The 18813-nt window shown below is 36.8% G+C and carries 17 protein-coding genes; 7 read left to right on the top strand and 10 right to left on the bottom strand.

The genetic code is table 11. From position 1 onward, the window contains the following. The first annotated feature begins 16 nt into the window (after positions 1-16). Both gap and BUC16_RS06300 read left to right on the top strand, forming a co-directional pair. A complete protein-coding gene (gap, locus tag BUC16_RS06305) occupies positions 17-1006 on the top strand; it encodes a type I glyceraldehyde-3-phosphate dehydrogenase (RefSeq protein WP_073369001.1) in 990 nt (329 codons plus the stop codon). A gap of 49 nt (positions 1007-1055) precedes the next feature. Further along, positions 1056-3239: a tetratricopeptide repeat-containing hybrid sensor histidine kinase/response regulator gene (locus BUC16_RS06300; RefSeq protein WP_073368999.1), complete on the top strand. Its 2184-nt coding sequence runs from the start codon at positions 1056-1058 to the stop codon at positions 3237-3239. On the opposite strand, the gene BUC16_RS06295 is transcribed toward BUC16_RS06300, so the two are convergent. Further along, positions 3236-4048, bottom strand: a complete 813-nt coding sequence (locus BUC16_RS06295; protein ID WP_073368997.1) for a purine-nucleoside phosphorylase — start codon at positions 4046-4048, stop codon at positions 3236-3238. The genes BUC16_RS06300 and BUC16_RS06295 overlap by 4 nt on opposite strands. After that, positions 4020-5045: a tetraacyldisaccharide 4'-kinase gene (lpxK, locus tag BUC16_RS06290; RefSeq protein ID WP_073368995.1), complete on the bottom strand. Its 1026-nt coding sequence runs from the start codon at positions 5043-5045 to the stop codon at positions 4020-4022. Before lpxK ends, BUC16_RS06295 begins: the two co-directional genes overlap by 29 nt. Positions 5046-5171: 126 nt before the next feature. Here lpxK and BUC16_RS06285 point away from each other — a divergent pair, with 126 nt between their 5' ends. From BUC16_RS06285 to rluF, 4 genes are all read left to right on the top strand, one after another. After that, a complete protein-coding gene (locus BUC16_RS06285; RefSeq protein WP_073368993.1) occupies positions 5172-6266 on the top strand; it encodes a Nif3-like dinuclear metal center hexameric protein in 1095 nt (364 codons plus the stop codon). 10 nt (positions 6267-6276) lie between these two features. Beyond that, positions 6277-7056, top strand: a complete 780-nt coding sequence (locus BUC16_RS06280) for a zinc ribbon domain-containing protein (RefSeq protein WP_073368991.1) — start codon at positions 6277-6279, stop codon at positions 7054-7056. A 77-nt stretch (positions 7057-7133) separates the two neighbouring features. Next, entirely contained in the window at positions 7134-7982 is an 849-nt protein-coding gene (locus BUC16_RS06275; protein ID WP_073368989.1) for an alpha/beta hydrolase, read from the top strand. Positions 7983-8208: 226 nt separating this feature from the next. Next, positions 8209-9021, top strand: coding sequence for a 23S rRNA pseudouridine(2604) synthase RluF (gene rluF, locus BUC16_RS06270; protein ID WP_073368987.1), 813 nt, complete (start codon positions 8209-8211; stop codon positions 9019-9021). 41 nt (positions 9022-9062) lie between these two features. Here rluF and BUC16_RS06265 read toward each other — a convergent pair whose 3' ends face one another. The 8 genes from BUC16_RS06265 to ffh all read right to left on the bottom strand — a co-directional run bounded on the left by BUC16_RS06265 (position 9063) and on the right by ffh (position 17680). Continuing rightward, on the bottom strand, positions 9063-11864 hold the full coding sequence (locus tag BUC16_RS06265) for an outer membrane beta-barrel protein (RefSeq protein ID WP_073368985.1): 2802 nt from the start codon (positions 11862-11864) through the stop codon (positions 9063-9065). A gap of 2 nt (positions 11865-11866) precedes the next feature. Continuing rightward, positions 11867-12022, bottom strand: coding sequence for a hypothetical protein (locus tag BUC16_RS17720; RefSeq protein ID WP_170860854.1), 156 nt, complete (start codon positions 12020-12022; stop codon positions 11867-11869). A 185-nt stretch (positions 12023-12207) separates the two neighbouring features. Continuing rightward, positions 12208-12903, bottom strand: coding sequence for a hypothetical protein (locus tag BUC16_RS06260; protein ID WP_073368983.1), 696 nt, complete (start codon positions 12901-12903; stop codon positions 12208-12210). Continuing rightward, positions 12890-13267, bottom strand: coding sequence for a GntR family transcriptional regulator (locus BUC16_RS06255; RefSeq protein WP_073368981.1), 378 nt, complete (start codon positions 13265-13267; stop codon positions 12890-12892). Before BUC16_RS06255 ends, BUC16_RS06260 begins: the two co-directional genes overlap by 14 nt. A gap of 1 nt (position 13268) precedes the next feature. Further along, complete coding sequence (locus tag BUC16_RS06250; RefSeq protein WP_073368980.1) at positions 13269-14093, bottom strand: hypothetical protein; 825 nt, start codon at positions 14091-14093, stop codon at positions 13269-13271. Beyond that, positions 14083-14919: an ABC transporter ATP-binding protein gene (locus BUC16_RS06245; RefSeq protein ID WP_073368978.1), complete on the bottom strand. Its 837-nt coding sequence runs from the start codon at positions 14917-14919 to the stop codon at positions 14083-14085. Before BUC16_RS06245 ends, BUC16_RS06250 begins: the two co-directional genes overlap by 11 nt. A gap of 394 nt (positions 14920-15313) precedes the next feature. After that, on the bottom strand, positions 15314-16195 hold the full coding sequence (locus BUC16_RS06240; protein ID WP_073368976.1) for a bifunctional 5,10-methylenetetrahydrofolate dehydrogenase/5,10-methenyltetrahydrofolate cyclohydrolase: 882 nt from the start codon (positions 16193-16195) through the stop codon (positions 15314-15316). Positions 16196-16315: 120 nt separating this feature from the next. Further along, entirely contained in the window at positions 16316-17680 is a 1365-nt protein-coding gene (ffh, locus tag BUC16_RS06235) for a signal recognition particle protein (RefSeq protein WP_073368975.1), read from the bottom strand. Positions 17681-18255: 575 nt separating this feature from the next. On the opposite strand from ffh, the gene BUC16_RS06230 reads away from it, so the two are divergent. Then, positions 18256-18795, top strand: a complete 540-nt coding sequence (locus tag BUC16_RS06230; protein ID WP_073368973.1) for a hypothetical protein — start codon at positions 18256-18258, stop codon at positions 18793-18795. The last annotated feature ends 18 nt before the right edge of the window (positions 18796-18813 follow it).

Below are 18813 nucleotides of genomic sequence, written 5' to 3'. Positions count from 1 at the left end.
GATTAAACCAAAAACTTTGAAAACAAGAATTGCCATAAACGGTTTTGGAAGAATTGGACGAAATTTATTTCGCCTGCTTTTAAACCACCCCACCATTGAAGTTGTTGCCATCAACGACATTGCCGACACCAAGACGATGGCGCATTTGATTAAATACGACAGCATCCACGGGGTTTTGCCTTTCGAAGTTTCCCACGACGAAAAAGGAATTATCGTTGATGGAAAGCAGTTCCTGTTTTTTCACGAAAAAAAAATCTCCAACCTCGATTGGAAATCCGTAAACATTGACGTGGTGGTGGAATCGACAGGAAAATATAAAACTTTCGACGAAATCAACGCCCATATTTTGGCTGGAGCCAAAAAAGTAATTCTATCGGCTCCTTCCGAAGTGGATTCCATAAAAACAGTGGTTCTGGGTGTCAACGAACATATTTTGGACGGAACCGAAACCATTGTTTCGAACGCCAGTTGCACCACAAACAACGCCGCTCCGATGATGAAAGTCATCAATGAACTTTGCGGCATCGAACAAGCGTACATCACTACTATTCACTCTTATACCACAGACCAGAGTTTACACGACCAGCCTCACAAGGATTTGCGTCGTGCTCGTGGTGCCAGCCAATCCATAGTTCCAACCACAACTGGCGCGGCCAAGGCATTGACCAAAATTTTCCCTGAATTTGAAGGCAAAATAGGCGGTTGTGGCATTCGTGTTCCCGTTCCCGATGGTTCATTGACGGACATTACTTTCAATGTAAAACGTGCAGTGAGTATTGAGGAAATCAACGCTGCATTTAAACTTGCCTCCCAAACCAATTTGAAAGGCATCTTGGCTTATACCGAAGACCCAATTGTTTCCGTGGATATTATTGGCAACAAAAACTCTTGTTTGTTTGATGCACAACTCACTTCGGTGATTGATAAAATGGTGAAAGTGGTGGGTTGGTATGACAATGAGATTGGCTATTCCTCTAGAATTATAGATTTAATTATATTAATTTAAGAAATAATTTACTACCTTTATTTTCTGTCACAAGCCTATCACCTATTAGATGAGATTCTTAAAATTGCTTTTTATTTTAGTTAGTCCACTCCTGTTTTCACAAAAAAACAATACAACAGAGAAAGTGGACAGTGTTGCCTATTACAGCAATTTAGCCAAATCCAGTGTAAGTGAAAACAAGTATAGAAATGCGCTTTATTACACCCAAAAAGGGATCAATTTCTCCAAAACAAAACACAACACTCAAGCGCAAGCAAACCAAAACTATAGCTTGGGAAAACTATATTACGACGTAAAAAAATATGACGAAGCAATAACTGCCTTCAAAAAAAACATAGCACTGTCCAATATCTTGCAGCCAACTTCTGAACTGGCGTCTTCCCATTACTATCTTGGTTTGTGTTACCTGAAAAAAAAGGATTTTTCTAATGCACAAATTAGTTTTGACAAGTCCCAGGCATTGTATAATATCCAGAAAATCACCAAAACTACCGATTTAATAAATCTCCAAAAAGGGATTATCAATAAATCAACCGGAAATCTCGATTTGGCAGCAGCAATTTTTAGCACAATAGTTGCAAAACCTAACACACCTGATATTTTAGACGCCAAAGCAGAAGCATTGTACCAAATTGGAACAATCGAAATGACCCGCAACAGGAACAATTTGGCCTTGAATTATTTCAACAGAGCCATGGATTTGAATGCAAAGAATACAAATTTGGAGCAAAAATCCGATATTTTGCTAGCCTTGAGCACTGTTTATGAAAAAATGTTGGACAAAAACACGGCCTATACTTACTTGAAACAACACACCAATCTAAAGGAAAGCATTACGCTTTTGGACAACGAAAAACTGGGTGTTGATGATTATGAAAAATTCAAGGAAACGGAACGATTAGAAGAAATCGCAAGAATAAACAAGGAGAACCTCCAAAAAGAAAAGACCAGCAAATTTTCTAAACTGATCAGCATCCTTGCGATTGCCTTGATTTCCATTTTATCCCTATTGAGTTTGTCGTTGTACAAGAATAACATCATTAGAACCCGATCAAATCAGTTGTTGGAAGAAAAAAACAAGGAATTGATATTGGCCAAAGAAAAAGCGGAAAAAGCATCGAATGCCAGAACTGAATTCCTTTCGACGGTGAGCCACGAGTTACGAACTCCCCTGAATGCCATCAACGGAATTGCCCATTTACTATTGGAAGACAAACCAAAGAAATCGCAAATGCACTATTTGGAATCATTGCAATTTTCGGGTAACTACCTAACCAACTTCATCAACGACATACTGGAAATCAATAAAATTGATTCCAAGAAAGCCGAAATTGAAAACATCAATTTCAATCTCAAACAATTATTGGAGAACATACAAAGCTCTTTAAAGGAATTGGCTTCTGATAACAAAAATGATTTTAGCCTCACCATTGATTCGGACATTCCTGATTATTTGATAGGTGACCCAACTAAATTGTCACAAATATTAATGAATTTAATCAACAATGCCTTGAAATTCACCCATGAAGGAAAGGTAATGGTGATTTCAAAACTTGATACACTGAAAGACGAACAAGCGTTCGTATACTTTGAAGTAAAGGATAGCGGAATAGGGATTCCGGAAGACAAACTAGAAACGGTATTCGACAGTTTCTCCCAAGGTTCTGTTGGGATAAATCGAAAATACGGAGGAACCGGTTTAGGATTGACCATCGTGAAAAAATTAGTGGGAATTTTGGGCGGGGAAATAAAACTCGAAAGTGTGGTGAACATTGGGTCTTCTTTCAGTTTTGAATTGCCTTTCAAAGTGGGGGAAAAACCAATAAAAGTGGAAAAAAAACCAATAACCATCAATGATTCAAACTTAATTGACAAAAAAATATTGGTGGTTGAGGACAATAAAATCAACCAAATGATTTCCAAAAAAATGTTGGAAAACAAGGGTATTTATTGCGAGATAATTGACAATGGAGAAGATGCCATAGAAATTTCAAAAAACAATAAATTCGACATGATTTTAATGGACGTTCATTTACCGGGGATAAATGGAACCATCGCCACGGAAAAAATCAGGGAATTTGACAAGAAAACCCCAATTATAGCCCTTACTGCAATTTCACTAAACGAAAACAGGAAAACACTTTTGTCCTACGGCATGAATGACGTCATCACAAAACCATTTGTTCCGGAAGATTTTTATGCCATTATCTCCAAACACATCTCGAAATTCTAGTATTCCAAAATCAATTCCTTGATCAGGATTCTCACTTTGGGTTCGGCACTTTTTGCTGCATGCAGCACTTCGTCGTGCGAAATAGTTTCAATATTGTCTTCGTCTCCCATATCAGTAATCACCGACAACCCAAAGGTTTCCATTCCCATGTGTCGCGCCACGATTACTTCGGGAACGGTTGACATTCCCACGCAATCAGCACCGATGTTTTTTACCATCTTGTACTCGGCAAGGGTTTCAAATGTTGGTCCTTGCAATCCTAGATAAACGCCGTCTTTGACTTCAATGTTTAATTTTTGGGCTATTTCTTTGGCTTTCGCAATCATTTTTTTTGAATAAGCCTCACTCATGTTCACGAATCTTGGCCCAAAACGCTCGTCATTTTTTCCCCGCAAAGGATGCTCCGGCATCATGTTGACATGATCGTTAATCAACACGACATCACCTACATTGTAATTCGGATTTACACCACCCGAAGCATTGGAAACAATCAATTTTTCGACTCCCAAAAATTTCATCACGCGAACCGGAAACGTAACCACCTGCATCGAATAACCTTCATAAAAATGAAAACGCCCTTGCATGGCAACCACTTTTTTGTTTCCAATGGTTCCAAGAACCAGGGCTCCTTTATGACCTTGAACCGTCGAAACCGGAAAATTTGGAATTTCAGAATAAGGCAAGGTAAATTCGATTTGGATATCATCCGTAAAACTCCCCAATCCCGAACCTAAAATCACGCCGTATTCTGGATTGAAATTGGTTTTTGTTTTTATGTAACTAACGGCTTCTTGTACTTGTTCCCACATAATTTGTAATGGTTTTATCAAAATTTTCACTCCCTGAAAAAAAGGAACTCCGTATCGGCAAATAGAAAAGCTGATCCTTTGGAATACCTTCTTTCAAACGCACAAAATCTTTTTCGGTGGTGATGATTATCTTGTTTTGAGCTTTGTTTTTAATTTCCAATAAATCATTTTCCGTGAAATGATGATGGTCTGGATAGGTCAAACATCCTTCTTTTTCGTCTTGTAAATATCTGAAAAAAGGTTCGGGTTTTGCGATTCCTGCCAGAAGTAATTTATCAACATTCTTGATTTCGTCCACTTTCAAAATCTTGTCTCCTGAATAAACGGAATCGTCATAATCGATATAGGAGAAATACAATTCTTGACTGGAATCCAATTGCAATTGGATCTTGATTTTGTTTTGTTCTTCAAGCGAAAGAGTCGGGGGACATTTTGTAACAATAACCACATTGGCTCTTTTTGCCCCGCTCCTGCTTTCGCGCAAATTCCCCGTTGGCAACATGTAATCATCCGAATACAAATCGCCGTAAGAAGTCAGCAAAATATAGAAACCTGCCTTCACTTTCCGGTGTTGAAAAGCATCGTCAAGCAAAATTACTGCTGGTTTTTCTTCTTGGGAAAGCAATTGTTCAATACCATTTTTTCTATCGGCATCAACAGCCACTTGAATAGTATTGAATTTTGTGTAAAACTGGAAAGGTTCATCTCCAAGAATTGCGGCATTCGAAGTGGAATCAGCCAAAAGAAAACCTTCGGACTGTCTTTTGTAACCGCGACTCAATGTGGCAATCTGGTAATTTGGCGAAAGCAAACGAATCAAATATTCGATTTGTGGAGTCTTTCCTGTTCCGCCAACACTAAGGTTTCCAACGGCAATAATGGGAACTTCAAAAGAATAGGATTTCAGAATACCTATGTCAAAAAGAAAATTCCGAATGCTGGTAATGAATCCATACAAAATGGCAAATGGAAAGAGTATTTTTCGAAGTAAATTCATAATACGAAAGTATAATATTTTATCTTTGGATTATAATTCTAACACGGATTTTCATAAAAACAACTTGTAAAAATCCGTGACTCGAGACCTGCAAGGTAGAACTGACAAAGTAAATCTGTGTTCCATATGAAAATCAAAGAAATAATTTCTGAACTCGAAGAAATGGCGCCCCTCGCCTATGCCGAAGATTTTGACAATGTAGGTTTGTTGGTGGGAGATCAAAACTCGGAAACCACGGGAGTTTTGGTTTGCCACGATGCCCTGGAAAGCGTGATTGATGAAGCGATTGCCAAAAAATGCAATTTGGTGGTTTGTTTTCATCCAATTCTATTTTCCGGATTGAAGAAGATAACGGGCAAAAACTACGTGGAGCGTTCCATTATCAAGGCCATAAAAAATGATGTTGCCATTTATGCCGTCCACACCGCATTGGACAATCATCAAGAGGGCGTGAACAAAATATTTTGTGACGCCTTGGGGTTGACCAATACCAAAATCCTGATTCCGAAGTCGAATTTCATTCGGAAATTAGTCACGTATACCATTCTCGAAAATGCCGAAAAACTTAGAAATGCCTTGTTTGATGCCGGTGCGGGAAACATTGGCAATTATGAAAATTGCAGTTTCAACTCGAAAGGAATTGGCACTTACATGGGCAATGAGCACAGCAATCCCGAGATTGGCGAACGCTTTGAATTTGTGGAAAACGAGGAAATCAAAATCGAGGTGACATTCGAAAAACATTTGGAAAATAAAATCCTGAAAGCGCTGTTCAAAAACCATATTTACGAAGAAGTGGCTTATGAAATTTATGATTTGCAGAACAAAAACCAAAACATTGGTTTGGGAATGATTGGCGAATTGACTGTTCCAATGGAGGAAACATCCTTCCTGAATTTCGTGAAAGACAAAATGCAGGCGGACGGCATTCGACATAGTTCATTTCTAGGCAAGTCGATAAAAAAAGTGGCTGTTCTTGGTGGTTCTGGGAGTTTCGCCATAAAAAACGCCATTCAGGCTGGAGCAGATGCTTTTTTGACGGCTGATTTAAAGTATCACCAATTTTATGAAGCCGAAAATCAGTTGATTTTAGCCGATATTGGACATTTTGAAAGCGAACGTTATACAAAAAATTATATTGTTGATTTTCTTCGGAAAAAAATCCTTAATTTTGCAATCGTTTTATCAGAAGAAAATACAAATCCAGTTAAGTACTTATAGACAATAGAATATGGCGACTACAAAAGAATTGAGTGTTGAAGACAAATTAAGAGCAATTTACGATTTACAATTGATTGACTCTAGAATTGACGAAATTAGAAACGTGAGAGGTGAACTTCCTCTTGAAGTAGAAGATTTAGAAGATGAAGTTGCAGGATTAAGCACACGTTCAGAAAAATTGAAAAGCGAACTCGAAACTATCGAAGAACTGATCAAGACCAGAAAAAATTCTATTGATGAGCACAAAGAGGCTATCAAAAGATACACCAAACAACAAGAAACAGTTCGCAACAATAGAGAATTCAACTCATTGACCAAAGAAGTTGAGTTTCAAGAATTGGAAATCCAATTGGCCGAGAAGCAAATCAAGGAAATGAAAGCTTCTATCGAGCACAAAAAAGAAATCATTTCACAATCAAAAGAGCGATTAGAAACCAAATCGAATCACTTGAAACATAAAAAATCAGAATTAGACGCCATCATGTCTGAAACTGCCAAAGAAGAAGCTTATTTATCCGAGAAATCAGTTGAGTATAGAGGTACAATCGAAGCTCGTTTATTGGCTGCTTACGACAGAATCCGTTCTAGCGTTCGTAATGGATTGGCCGTTGTTTCCATCGAAAGAGGAGCTTCTGCAGGATCATTTTTCACGATTCCACCACAAACACAGGTTGAAATTGCTGCCAGAAAAAAAATCATCACTGACGAGCATTCTGGAAGAATCTTGGTTGACAGCGTATTGGCCGAAGAAGAGAAAGAAAAAATGGAACAGCTTTTTGCCAAGTTCTAAAAATATTCAAGTCCCGATACACATCGGGACTTTTTTTATATTATATTTAGTCCGCTGTGCGGACTTTTATTATTTTTATGAAAAAAGTATCTTATTTTTTGTTGACCAAATCGATAGGTTTTTATATCAACCTGATGAGCTTTGTATTCCCTGAAAAAGCCGCCCAATTGGCCCACGGTTTTTTTAGCGAACCAAGACAAGGAAAACTTACCCAAAAAAAACTTCCCAAAATTCTGAAAGAAGCACATCCAGAAACTATCCAGTTTAATGAAGATGTCATTCAAACCTATATTTGGAAAGGAAATGAAACCATTATTTTGCTCATTCACGGTTGGGAAAGCAATTCTTCCCGATGGAAAAAAATGTTGCCTTACCTGAAAAAATCAGGCAGTACCATCATTGCCATCGATGGCCCTGCCCAAGGATTGTCTAGCGGGAAAGAATTTTCTGTTCCAAAGTATGCTGAGTTTATTGATATTGTTGTCAAAAAATACCAACCACACTACATTATTGGACATTCGTTAGGCGGAAAAGCGAGTTTGTATTACCAATATAAATATCAAAATCCCGGAATCCAAAAAATGGTGATTTTGGGAGCTCCAAGTGATTTCAATATTATTCTCAACAATTTTGTTAGGCTGTTGAGTTTAAACAACAAAGTTGCCAAAGCAATGGAAGATAAATATACAACCTTGTTAAACCAAAGTCTCGATCTATTCTCGGCAAAAGAATTCGCTTCCAAAATTGACGTAAAAGGTTTTCTGGCTCACGATATTGATGATATCGTGGTGTTGTTCAAAGAAGGAAAAAAAATAGCCGGTGCTTGGAAAAATGTCCAATTTATGGAAACCAAAGGTTTGGGACACAAGCTACACGATGACGAATTATATCAAAAAGTGTCGCGGTTTTTATTTGAAACGGAATAACAAAGACACTATATTTTTTAAAAAAAGTTAGCCACGAATTACACAAATTTACACGAATTACAATCTATTTTATGAATTTGTGTAATTGAAATAGATTGTAATTCGTGTAATTCAATTTTAAAGCTTAAAATAATTTGTGACAATTCGTGTAATTCGTGGCTAAAAAATTAAACTCGAATAACTACACCATAACCAACTGACGGAGAAAATTGATTACTTTTGCACTATGGAAGAAAATCTAAAACGCCTCAATAAATTCATCGGGGAAACAGGCTTTTGCTCTCGCCGTGAAGCCGACAAAATCATTGAAGAAGGTCGTGTCACCATCAACGGAGTCGTTCCTGAATTGGGAACAAAAGTGGGTCCAGACGACGAAGTGCGCATTGACGGCAAGTTAATCCGAGAGAAAAGGGAAAAACCGGTTTATTTGGCTTTCAACAAACCCGTGGGCATTGAATGTACCACCAACTTGGAGGTTCGCAACAACATCGTGGACTACATCAATTATCCCAAACGTATTTTCCCCATTGGACGATTGGACAAAGCCAGTGAAGGCTTGATTTTTATGACCAATGACGGTGATATTGTCAACAAGATTTTACGTGCCAGAAACAATCACGAAAAAGAGTATACTGTAACTGTCAACAAACTAATAACCGATCGTTTTATCGAAAAAATGAGCAATGGCGTGCCAATTTTGGACACCGTTACCCGAAAATGCAAGGTGGAAAAAATCAGTTCTACTATTTTCAAAATTGTCCTGACCCAAGGTTTAAACCGCCAAATTCGAAGAATGTGCGAATATCTGGGTTATGAAGTAACGGCTTTGAAACGCATCCGAATCATCAATATTTCGCTGGATGTTCCCGTGGGTAGTTATCGCGATTTAACCGATGCAGAAATCAAGGAACTCAACGAATTAATAGAACCTTCGAGCAAAACCGAAGAAGCAAGTTTGCCCAAAACGGAAGCTCCAAAACGCAAAACGGAATTCATCAAAAGAGATGATCCTAGATTTAAAAAAAGAGGGGATTATTAAATCCCCTCTTTTTATTAAGTACCGCATTAATTTACTTAAATTTATTTTTTCTCGGGCGCTTTTACGGGCACTTTTTCAGCTGCCTTTTCAGGTGCTTTTTCTTCCTCCAATTTCATTCCGAACTTCTTGAATTTGTAGGTGATTGAAAACATTCCATAGCGTTTCAAAACCGTGTTTTGGGAATCGGTTACGGAAGTTGCCGATATGTTGCGTGTGGCACTTTGGTTTTGGTCCAAAATATCATATACCTTGACTTTAAAAATCCATTGATCTTCTTTGGTTTTATAGGACAAACTGGCATTCCACAAATAAAAATCTTTTTTGAAACCTCCCGAAATATTCGAATTGTAGTTGTATCCAAAATCATTCCCGAGAACCCATTGTTTATGGATATAATTGGTCGCCTCGATCTTGAAATTGTGTTCCCTGTTGGAAGCCTCGTCAATTCTGTAATTCGTATAATCCGTTTGCCTAAATGTAAAATTATAGGAAGGACGCAGCGTGAAAAAATATCCATAATCGTAAGAGAAAGATACTCCTGGAGACACACTTTTTATCCGTGCCGTATACAATTCCGCATTGGTAAATCCTTTCTGAAATTCATATCCTGTATTCAATTTGAAAGAATATTTGAATGTATTCTGCTCTTTTTTTACGGTTTTGTCCCAATTGGCACCAAAATTAAAATTGTAATTTCCCGAAATATTGACATAGGTCGTTTTTTGTTTTCCATTTTCGTCATAAACCGAAGTGGAAGCAATACTGCTGTCGTAATAATTAGCATTCGAATAAATGGAATAGCCTGAAAGATTTGCCGTATTTTGATTTCCAAAATTAAAATTGGCGTAATGGTTTTTTCCTATATCCAAATTGCTGTTCCCAATGTAAGTATTCAAAGGATTGGAGAGATTTGCGACAGGCAAAATCTGTTGTGCTGAAGGCAAAGAATACCCACGATAGTAATAAGCACGAACGTTTTTTGTTTTTGAAAAATTATAATTAAAATTTACATTCGCTTCTGGAAGAGCATAGTTCTTTGACAAATTGGTTTTGGTGTTCAAATAATCGGAATGATTGTCCGCCTCCACAAAATAGGTTCCCAACGACGCCCATAAATTGAGTTTCTTTTTGCGAATTATCAATCCGGCAGTTGGAGAAATCCGGGTTGATTTCGTCTCAAAATAATTTGACCTCAATTCATTCTTGTCCGAATACCTGCCAGTTGCAGCATCAAAATCAAAAGTATCCGTATCGTCTATTGATTTACTCCAATTTGTCCTTACTCCTACAGACAAAGACAAAGAATCGGTTATAGGTTCCGAATAGGAAAGATTTAAGTAGAAATTGTCATTTGCTCTTTCTGACAGCACATTTTGGTTTCTAATATCGTCTGGAGTTGCATCCTGATAAAACAAGGTAGCCGAATTACTTATCGAATTGGCCTCATTTCTCGAATTGTTATTTTGCAATGAAGCGTTAAAATATCGCCCTTTCTTTTTGAAACTCCTAAAAAACCCCATCCAGTTTTGAAAATTTTCCGAATCACTGTGGGAATTACTTATGCCACTGTTTTCATTCATCAAATCATTGTTGTCGTCCCGAGAGCTAGCCTGATAAGCAGAATTACTCGTAGTGGTAGTTTTTGCAAAACTCGGATTTAGATAAATATTTGTCTTGTCATTGATTTTATATTGAAACTCCGTGGCAAGATTATGCCCTTCCGTCAATTGATTACTCGCGCTCTCTGATTCGGTAAAAATGTTTCCTGTTGGCAAAAACTCTGCCCTTGAGGTTTTATTACGATTTTCATTGTCCAAATTCTTGTAGTTGTATGAAGTATGTGCGCTTAAATCTTTTATCCATTCGTCATCATAATTCAATCCTGCGGTAGTTGAACGAGTTATCCCTGTTGGAGTAGAATTACCGCCACCGCCGCCCATAAATCTCATTCCTCCATTATTTCGACCACCTCCCATATTGTCAAAAACATCATCCATCGAAAAACCGGTCGCATTGATATTGTTCGACGAAAAAATAGCGGTAATACGGCGTTTGTTTTTAAAATAACTGGCAATACCGCTGCTTTCATAACGATCATCAGTGCCGTAACCGCCCATGAATTTTCCAAAAACACCTTTGTTTTTATCTTCCTTCAAAGTCAGGTTGAGAGTCGAAGTATTCGAACTTGAGTCCTGTTTGGTCATTTCTTCTTCCTTGGTTTTGGTATTCGAAACCTGTACTTTTTTAACCATGTCCGCAGATAAATTCTGGATCGCTATTTTCCCGTCTTCGTTAAAAAACGGTTTTCCGTTGACCAATATTTTGTCAACTACTTTTCCGTTGATGGTTATTGTCTTGTTCTCGTCGATTTGTGCCCCAGGCAATTGTCGGATCAAAGCTTCCACATTCGCATCGGGACGCACTTTAAAAGAAGCTGCATTAAATTCCAAAGTGTCTTTCTTGATTTTGACAGGAGGTGCTTCATTTTTTATCACCACTTCCGAAAGTTCTATTTGTTTATTCAAAATTGACAAGACTCCAAAATCCTTGTTCTCGGTACCTGAATTTTCTTTTATTTGATGGTTTTGGTAACCGGTTGCGGCAATTTTCAAGAAAAAAGGAACCGTAATCTTTTTAGTTTCAATCTTGAAAACTCCATTTTTATCGGAAACGGAATAATTCATCATCGTGGAATCTTTGACAGTGGTAATGTAAACAGTCGCATCTTCTATTGGTTTTGATGTTTCTTTGTCAATCAGTTTTCCTTTTAGGATTATTTTGGATTGTGCATTGGCATAAAAGCTAAACAAGCACGTTATTATCAGAAGGTAGATTTTATTCATGCTTATAATTGATTTGATTTTAAATCCGCTGTCGTTTCAATTTCTATCATGTTTCCTGACAGTGTACCAAGACCAAATACTGGTTTTTTTATTTCTTTTTGAGAAAATGAGCTACACATTGATTGTAGCACGACAGGCGAAAAAGGTATTTTTTTCATAATTGTTACGTTAAAGGATTGATGCTTTTTTGTAAGGTTTTTAAATTATTTTCAAACATAATTATTAAAAAAACAAAAGGATTACAATTAAATGTTAAAAAGAATATAAATTAAATACTACATATTTAACATTTGATTCTAAATAGACCGTTTGTAATCCTAAAATTTAAAAATTGAATACAGGTTTAATTACCAAAATCATAAAAGTTATAATTACTTGTTTTATCTGCATCAAGATGAACACTATTACTATGAGAAAAATCACCATTCGAATCATTTTTTAGGCTTCCTAACAAATTATTAATTCTTTTTTTAGCCGCTACCCTTAGTTTCGTCTTTTCCAATTCCATTGTTATCTTTTCTAAATTTTCTCCATCAAGATAAATATCAGAATCTTTGGCCTGTATGGATATGAAAGCAGCCTTATCAAATCTCCAATTTAATCGAGACTTATTCATGGCAATATGCAAAGTATCGGCGTGAAATTTTCCCGTTCCAATATTCGAGTTTTCTTTGGCCACTAAACTTTTTATATTCACGCAAAAAATCTCCGGGACAACTTTATAATCTCCCTCTTTTGCTTTCACTTGTTTGACCGGGGAAATAAAAAGGGTATCATTTCGAACCACAAAAGCAGAAAAATCGGCAAAAGTATCTTTTCTATACGTTTGGATTACTTTGTTTTCTTTACCACTTTTTAGATAAAAATTCGCTCCAGGTTCCGCAACCACAACCGAAAAAGGAGAAAGCAATGTTTTTTGGTCTGCAAAATTAGATGCATCATAATAATCCTTGTGATATTTGGAACCTAGGTACAATAGGATAATCCCGACAAAAAGGAAAATTAAAAAAGAAATAAATATTTTGTTACTGGTTTTCATGATCGTTATTTTTTATTTCGGATAATAATTCGGTTAAATCGGTACTGTTGAGTTGAAGCAATTTTACTTTAAGCAGAAAATCAGGTAAATCCTGGCTGAAAAAATTGGCTTTTTCATTAGCCTTTATCTGCTCCAGGGCTTTTTCTGAGACAAAAAAACCGATGCCTCGCTTGTTGTCAAAAATGCCGGATTCCTGCAAATTGGTGTAAGCGCGCATTACCGTGTTGTGATTCACTTCAAATTCGGCAGCCAAATCCCGCACCGATGCCACCCGATCGCCGGACTGCAATTGTCCTTCCAAAATTTGCCGGCAGAGATTATCCACTATTTGCAGATAAATCCCTTTGGTTGATTTAAAATCCATATTAAGCCTCCTTTTCTTTTAATTTGAAATAGGCTATTACCAAAAAGAATAGCCAAGAAAATAGTGATAGTGATACCATAAATAATTCAATACTAGTTAAATGGTCTGTGACAACAAACTCATTCAATTTAGTATTAAAACCTTCGGTTTCTTTTGGATAAAAAATATGAGACAATACAACTGAAAAAGTAATTGAAATCAATAAAATAACCACCGAAGCAATCACAGTTTTCACTAAAGCATAGCGTTTAAAATAAGTTGCCCCAGCAAAAAGATAAATCCCATAAGAAAACAATCCAAAAAACACGAATAGGATTTGCCAAGTATCCCAAATTTTTTTATCAGCACTGTTGGTCACCAAAAGACGAAACTCGAAATAAGGAATTAGGGATGGATCCAATCCTGAATCTCCCGGACTCAAAGAGGCTTTTGCCAAACAAATGGTAATCCAAAATACAACTAAAGCAATGGGAACAAACAGTCCAATTCTTATCAGAAATTGCAACACTACTTTTTCGAGAGTGGAACCCGGATTCAGCAAATAATTGCTCGCTTTAATTTTGTCCGACAAATCAGGAAATGCAGTGCCAATAACAACCCCAACTGCCATCATAAAAAACACAAAACATATCGTGTAATTTTGGTTTACCGAATAATCGTGCTTAATCATGCTGTCTTTACATCCATTAAGAAACATATACGACAATAAATAAGCAACAAGTCCCAATCCTGCAAGAGTCAACAGGTATTTTGTTCTATTGATCAACAAATCTTGCTGGAATAAACGGGCAAATCTGTTCAAATTAAAATAGGTATTAAACGACATGGTTTTCGGATTTTAAGGTTACTTTATTGATAATGGCATTAAAAAGCAGTTCGATGTCTATTTCGGTTTCTTCAACTGAGTCCGCTGCCATTATTATACGATGTCCACCCAAACATTTTTCTTGATAGATAGGCGTTTCTATACCCGACAAACTGGCAACGGTCTTGAATTGCCATTGTTGGCTGATGTCCAAAACAGTTTCGTTGTAAACCATTTTCCCTTCGTCCAGCACCACGATCTTGTCAATTATGGTTTCAATGTCTTTTACTTGATGGGTCGAAATAATCACCAATTGTTCCTCGGAAACTGAACTGACCAATATTTTGCGGAACAAACTCTTGGACGGAATATCCAAACCATTCGTTGGCTCGTCCAGAATCAACAAACTACAATTGGTGGACAAGGCAAAAGCAATCAAGAATTTCTTGCGTTGCCCGTGCGAAAGTGAGTTCAGATTTTTTTTAGCATCCAATTCAAATTCCTGCAAAATGTTGCCCATTTTTCCATATTCGAATTTTGGATACAAAGGCGCTGTTGCTTTTATATAAGTTCCAATGGTTATCGGAGGAAACGAAAACTCTTCAGAAACCATGTAGATATCCGCCAAAAAATCAGGCAATCGATCAAAGGGTTTAAAACCATTAATGGACAATTCACCCAATTGTGGTTGCAACAAACCAGAAATCAATTGGAGTAAAGTAGATTTTCCTGCGCCATTTCTGCCCAGCAATCCCACAATACTGCCGTTTTGCTGTTGAAAAGATAAATCGGTAAACAAAGCCTCCTGCTTTTTGTACCGAAAAGTTAAGTGTTGAATATTTATCATATCATATTTTATTAGTGTACTAGTTTTCTAGTACACAAAGAAATAAAATTATAATGTAACAAACAAGTTTAAAATAAATAAATTTCAAAAAAGTATATTTAACAAACAAAAAACCAAGTGTTTACAAGGCTTCCGAAAATAAAATAGCACCAATTATTTTTATAGTTGACAGTCCTTATTCTTGCTATTTGTCACGCTGAAAGCGTCTATATTAAGCTGCTTTCGTGCGTTGAGACGCTTTCGGCGGGACAATTGGAGTAGTATTTGTTGGTCTTAAATTGCGCAATTGGGCAGCTAATCATAATTGGCAAAAAACTTTATTCTAACCTTATTATCAAAAAATAAAAAGCCTTAAACTTTCGTTTAAGGCTTTTCCATAAATAATGATACTCTTTTATTTTCTACTTCTAATTTTTCTAGCCAACAAAGTGTTTTTCAACAACATCGCAATGGTCATTGGTCCTACTCCACCAGGAACTGGAGTGATGAAAGAAGACTTTGGACCTACACTTGCAAAATCAACATCACCGGTAATTACATATCCTTTTGGATGTGAAGCATCTTCCACTCTGGTGATTCCCACGTCGATTACTACCACTCCGTCTTTTACCATATCGGCTTTCAAATAATTCGGAACCCCAAGCGCCGTGATGATGATATCGGCGTTTTTGGTATATTCTTCAATATTTTTGGTTCTACTGTGAGTCAACGTTACCGTTGAATCTCCAGGATATCCTTTGCGGCTCATCAAGATGCTCATCGGTCTTCCCACAATATGGCTGCGTCCTATAACCACGGTATGTTTCCCTGCAGTTTCTACTTTGTAACGTTCCAACAATTCCATAATTCCAAATGGAGTGGCTGGCAAAAAAGTTTCCATATCCAAAGCCATTTTTCCAAAATTGGCAGGATGAAAACCATCCACGTCTTTGTCTGGATCGATAGCCATCAGGATTTTTTGCTCGTCGATATGTTTAGGCAAAGGCAATTGAACAATATAACCGTCTAGATTATCGTCTTCGTTCAGTTCCTTGATTTTCGCAAGCAAGTCTGCCTCCGAAATCGTTTCTGGCAAGGCTACTAAAGTGGAGTCAAAACCAATTTGTTGACACGATTTAACTTTGCTTCCCACATAAGTCAAACTGGCTCCGTTGCTTCCAACGATTACAGCTGCCAAATGAGGCACTTTCTGCCCATCCGCTTTCATCTTTTGTACTTCGGCCGCAATCTCGTTTTTAATGTCTTCTGATGTTTTTTTTCCGTCTAATATCTGCATAAGGACTTATTTGTTGTTTTTGGTTTGCTTCGCCAGTTCGCTGACGCTCGTTTATTTTTATGTTCCAGCAAAAATTTCAATTATGGATTGAACACTGAAATTGATTACTGAACGCTTTTTCTATCTCATTCCTGGAGGCATTCCACCCGGCATTCCGCCTTTCATGTTCCCCATCATCTTCATCATGTTTTTTCCGCCTGGTCCTTGCATCATCTTCATCATTTTGCTCATTTGGTCAAACTGTTTCATCAGCTGGTTCACCTGCTCTATTTTTGTACCGGAACCTTTTGCAATCCTGGCTTTTCTTTTCACGTCGATTAACGCTGGTTTGCTTCTTTCTTTTGGAGTCATCGAATGAATGATGGCCTCGATATGTTTGAATGCATCGTCTTCAATTTCTACGTCTTTCATCGCTTTTGAAGCTCCAGGAATCATCCCGACCAAATCTTTCATGTTACCCATTTTCTTCACTTGCTGAATTTGGGAAAGGAAATCATCAAAACCGAATTCGTTTTTGGCAATTTTCTTTTGGATTTTTCTGGCTTCTTCTTCGTCAAATTGCTCTTGTGCTCTTTCTACCAAAGACACAACGTCACCCATTCCAAGGATACGTTCCGCCATACGGTCTGGATAAAACACGTCGATTGCTTCCATTTTCTCGCCAGTACCAACAAACTTGATTGGTTTGTTCACTACCGATTTAATGGAAATCGCTGCTCCACCACGAGTATCACCGTCTAATTTGGTCAAGATCACACCGTCAAAATTCAATCTATCGTTGAAAGCTTTTGCAGTATTCACGGCATCTTGCCCTGTCATCGAATCCACAACAAACAAAGTTTCGTGAGGCTGAATCGCTTTGTGAACATTGGAGATTTCTGTCATCATAGCTTCATCCACGGCCAAACGACCAGCAGTATCGACAATCACGACATTGAATCCATTGGCTTTCGCGTGTTTGATTGCGTTTTGGGCAATCTCGACAGGATTCTTGTTTTCAGGTTCTGAATATACCTCAACAGCTATAGAATCTCCAACAACATATAATTGTTGAATAGCCGCTGGACGATAAATATCACAGGCAACCAAAAGCGGTTTTTTCCCTTTTTTAGTTTGCAGATAATTGGCCAGTTTTCCAGAAAAAGTAGTTTTCCCGGAACCTTGTAAACCTGACATCAATATAACGGTTGGATTCCCGGAAAGATTTACTCCAGCCACATCGCCACCCATCAATTCGGTTAGTTCGTCTTTAACCAATTTTACCAACAATTGTCCCGGTTGCAATGTCGTCAACACGTTTTGACCAATCGCCTTTTCTTTTACTTTGGTGGTAAAATCTTTGGCAATTTTAAAGTTGACGTCGGCATCCAATAAAGCACGACGCACTTCTTTTAGGGTTTCGGCCACGTTAACTTCGGTTATTTTTCCGTGACCTTTTAGTATATGAAAGGCTTTGTCTAATTTATCGCTTAAATTATCGAACATAATTGTGTTTCTCTTAAATTAAGGCGCAAATTTAATGATTTGATATTGAAGTTTAAATAGTAATGGAAATAAAAAACCAATTGTTTTAAAATAAAATTAAAAACCGGAGTCCGATTATTCTTTTGGAGCAGAAAGATTTTGCTTTTTTGCGAATACTGCCTTGTTAGCATAAAAAAGAGAAGTCCATAAATTCTTGATTACCGTAAAAGCAATATGAATATACACCTATTTTTTAGATGTCGTATTATACTATCCAGAACTTGTTTTTCAAGTCATCAGATTAATAATTTAGTACCGTTTTACGCTTTTAGCATTAATTCCAATCAAACGTTTTAGTTTGTTTGATTGTTTGCGCAAAGATGGTTTTTAAAATGATGTTAAAATGTTAAATTATTACAATTAATGCAATTTATAATTTAAATAAAACCACTTTATTAAAATATGTTTAAAAAAATACCGTATTTTTTAGTAAATTTATAATTAAATATTTTTGTGGTTTCAAAAATAGATGTACATTTACACTATTAAAAAACAATAAAAAATTTCAATAAAAAACATCATAAAATAAAAAAATCATGAAAACAATTATCACCTTTGCCCTATGCTTCAGTTTATTTTCAGTATCTTATTCACAAGACAAAAAGCAAGAAGCTTCAAAAATTGAAAAATTACCCGAAATAGTAATTTCACCGGTTAAAAAAGATTTGTCAAAATACGCTCCGGACAACAATCCTGATGCAGTTGTCAGAAATATTCAAAACGAATTCCTTTCGTATAAAGTGGATGATGAATGCAAAAATTTCGACGAATATTTAGTGACTTTAGAAAATGAAAAGGGCTCCTTAGTGGCAACTTACAATGAAAAAGGAGTATTAATGTATATTTCCGAAAAATATGTAAACGTTGAATTGCCGAGAGAAGTTATCAATTCAGTTTATCTTTCCTATCCTGAGTGGATAATTACAAAAAGCAAGTTTGAATATTCCCAAGAAAAAGGGCAAATATTGAAAAAAGCCTACCATTTAAAACTTAAAAAAGATAACAAAACCCAAAACATACTGGTAAGTTCAACAGGAAAGATTATCAAAACAACCAAAGCCTTGGCAATGAATTAAAAATTGCTTAAATCAACC

The organism is Flavobacterium fluvii (genome assembly GCF_900129545.1).
In the GTDB taxonomy this organism is placed as follows: Bacteria; Bacteroidota; Bacteroidia; order Flavobacteriales; family Flavobacteriaceae; genus Flavobacterium; species Flavobacterium fluvii.
Note: the sequence above shows the minus strand (reverse complement) of the source record. Positions and strands in the feature narration are given on the sequence as shown.

Bases quoted from the DNA above. Each gene is read 5' to 3' on its own strand.
- ffh (WP_073368975.1), bottom strand. From the start codon at position 17,680: ATGTTCGATAATTTAAGCGATAAATTAGACAAAGCCTTTCATATACTA.
- BUC16_RS06265 (WP_073368985.1), bottom strand. From the start codon at position 11,864: ATGAATAAAATCTACCTTCTGATAATAACGTGCTTGTTTAGCTTTTAT.
- BUC16_RS06245 (WP_073368978.1), bottom strand. From the start codon at position 14,919: ATGATAAATATTCAACACTTAACTTTTCGGTACAAAAAGCAGGAGGCT.
- BUC16_RS06255 (WP_073368981.1), bottom strand. From the start codon at position 13,267: ATGGATTTTAAATCAACCAAAGGGATTTATCTGCAAATAGTGGATAAT.
- BUC16_RS06280 (WP_073368991.1), top strand. From the start codon at position 6,277: ATGGCGACTACAAAAGAATTGAGTGTTGAAGACAAATTAAGAGCAATT.
- BUC16_RS06240 (WP_073368976.1), bottom strand. From the start codon at position 16,195: ATGCAGATATTAGACGGAAAAAAAACATCAGAAGACATTAAAAACGAG.
- BUC16_RS06250 (WP_073368980.1), bottom strand. From the start codon at position 14,093: ATGTCGTTTAATACCTATTTTAATTTGAACAGATTTGCCCGTTTATTC.
- BUC16_RS06275 (WP_073368989.1), top strand. From the start codon at position 7,134: ATGAAAAAAGTATCTTATTTTTTGTTGACCAAATCGATAGGTTTTTAT.
- BUC16_RS06260 (WP_073368983.1), bottom strand. From the start codon at position 12,903: ATGAAAACCAGTAACAAAATATTTATTTCTTTTTTAATTTTCCTTTTT.
- BUC16_RS06300 (WP_073368999.1), top strand. From the start codon at position 1,056: ATGAGATTCTTAAAATTGCTTTTTATTTTAGTTAGTCCACTCCTGTTT.
- lpxK (WP_073368995.1), bottom strand. From the start codon at position 5,045: ATGAATTTACTTCGAAAAATACTCTTTCCATTTGCCATTTTGTATGGA.
- BUC16_RS06230 (WP_073368973.1), top strand. From the start codon at position 18,256: ATGAAAACAATTATCACCTTTGCCCTATGCTTCAGTTTATTTTCAGTA.
- BUC16_RS06295 (WP_073368997.1), bottom strand. From the start codon at position 4,048: ATGTGGGAACAAGTACAAGAAGCCGTTAGTTACATAAAAACAAAAACC.
- BUC16_RS17720 (WP_170860854.1), bottom strand. From the start codon at position 12,022: ATGAAAAAAATACCTTTTTCGCCTGTCGTGCTACAATCAATGTGTAGC.
- rluF (WP_073368987.1), top strand. From the start codon at position 8,209: ATGGAAGAAAATCTAAAACGCCTCAATAAATTCATCGGGGAAACAGGC.
- BUC16_RS06285 (WP_073368993.1), top strand. From the start codon at position 5,172: ATGAAAATCAAAGAAATAATTTCTGAACTCGAAGAAATGGCGCCCCTC.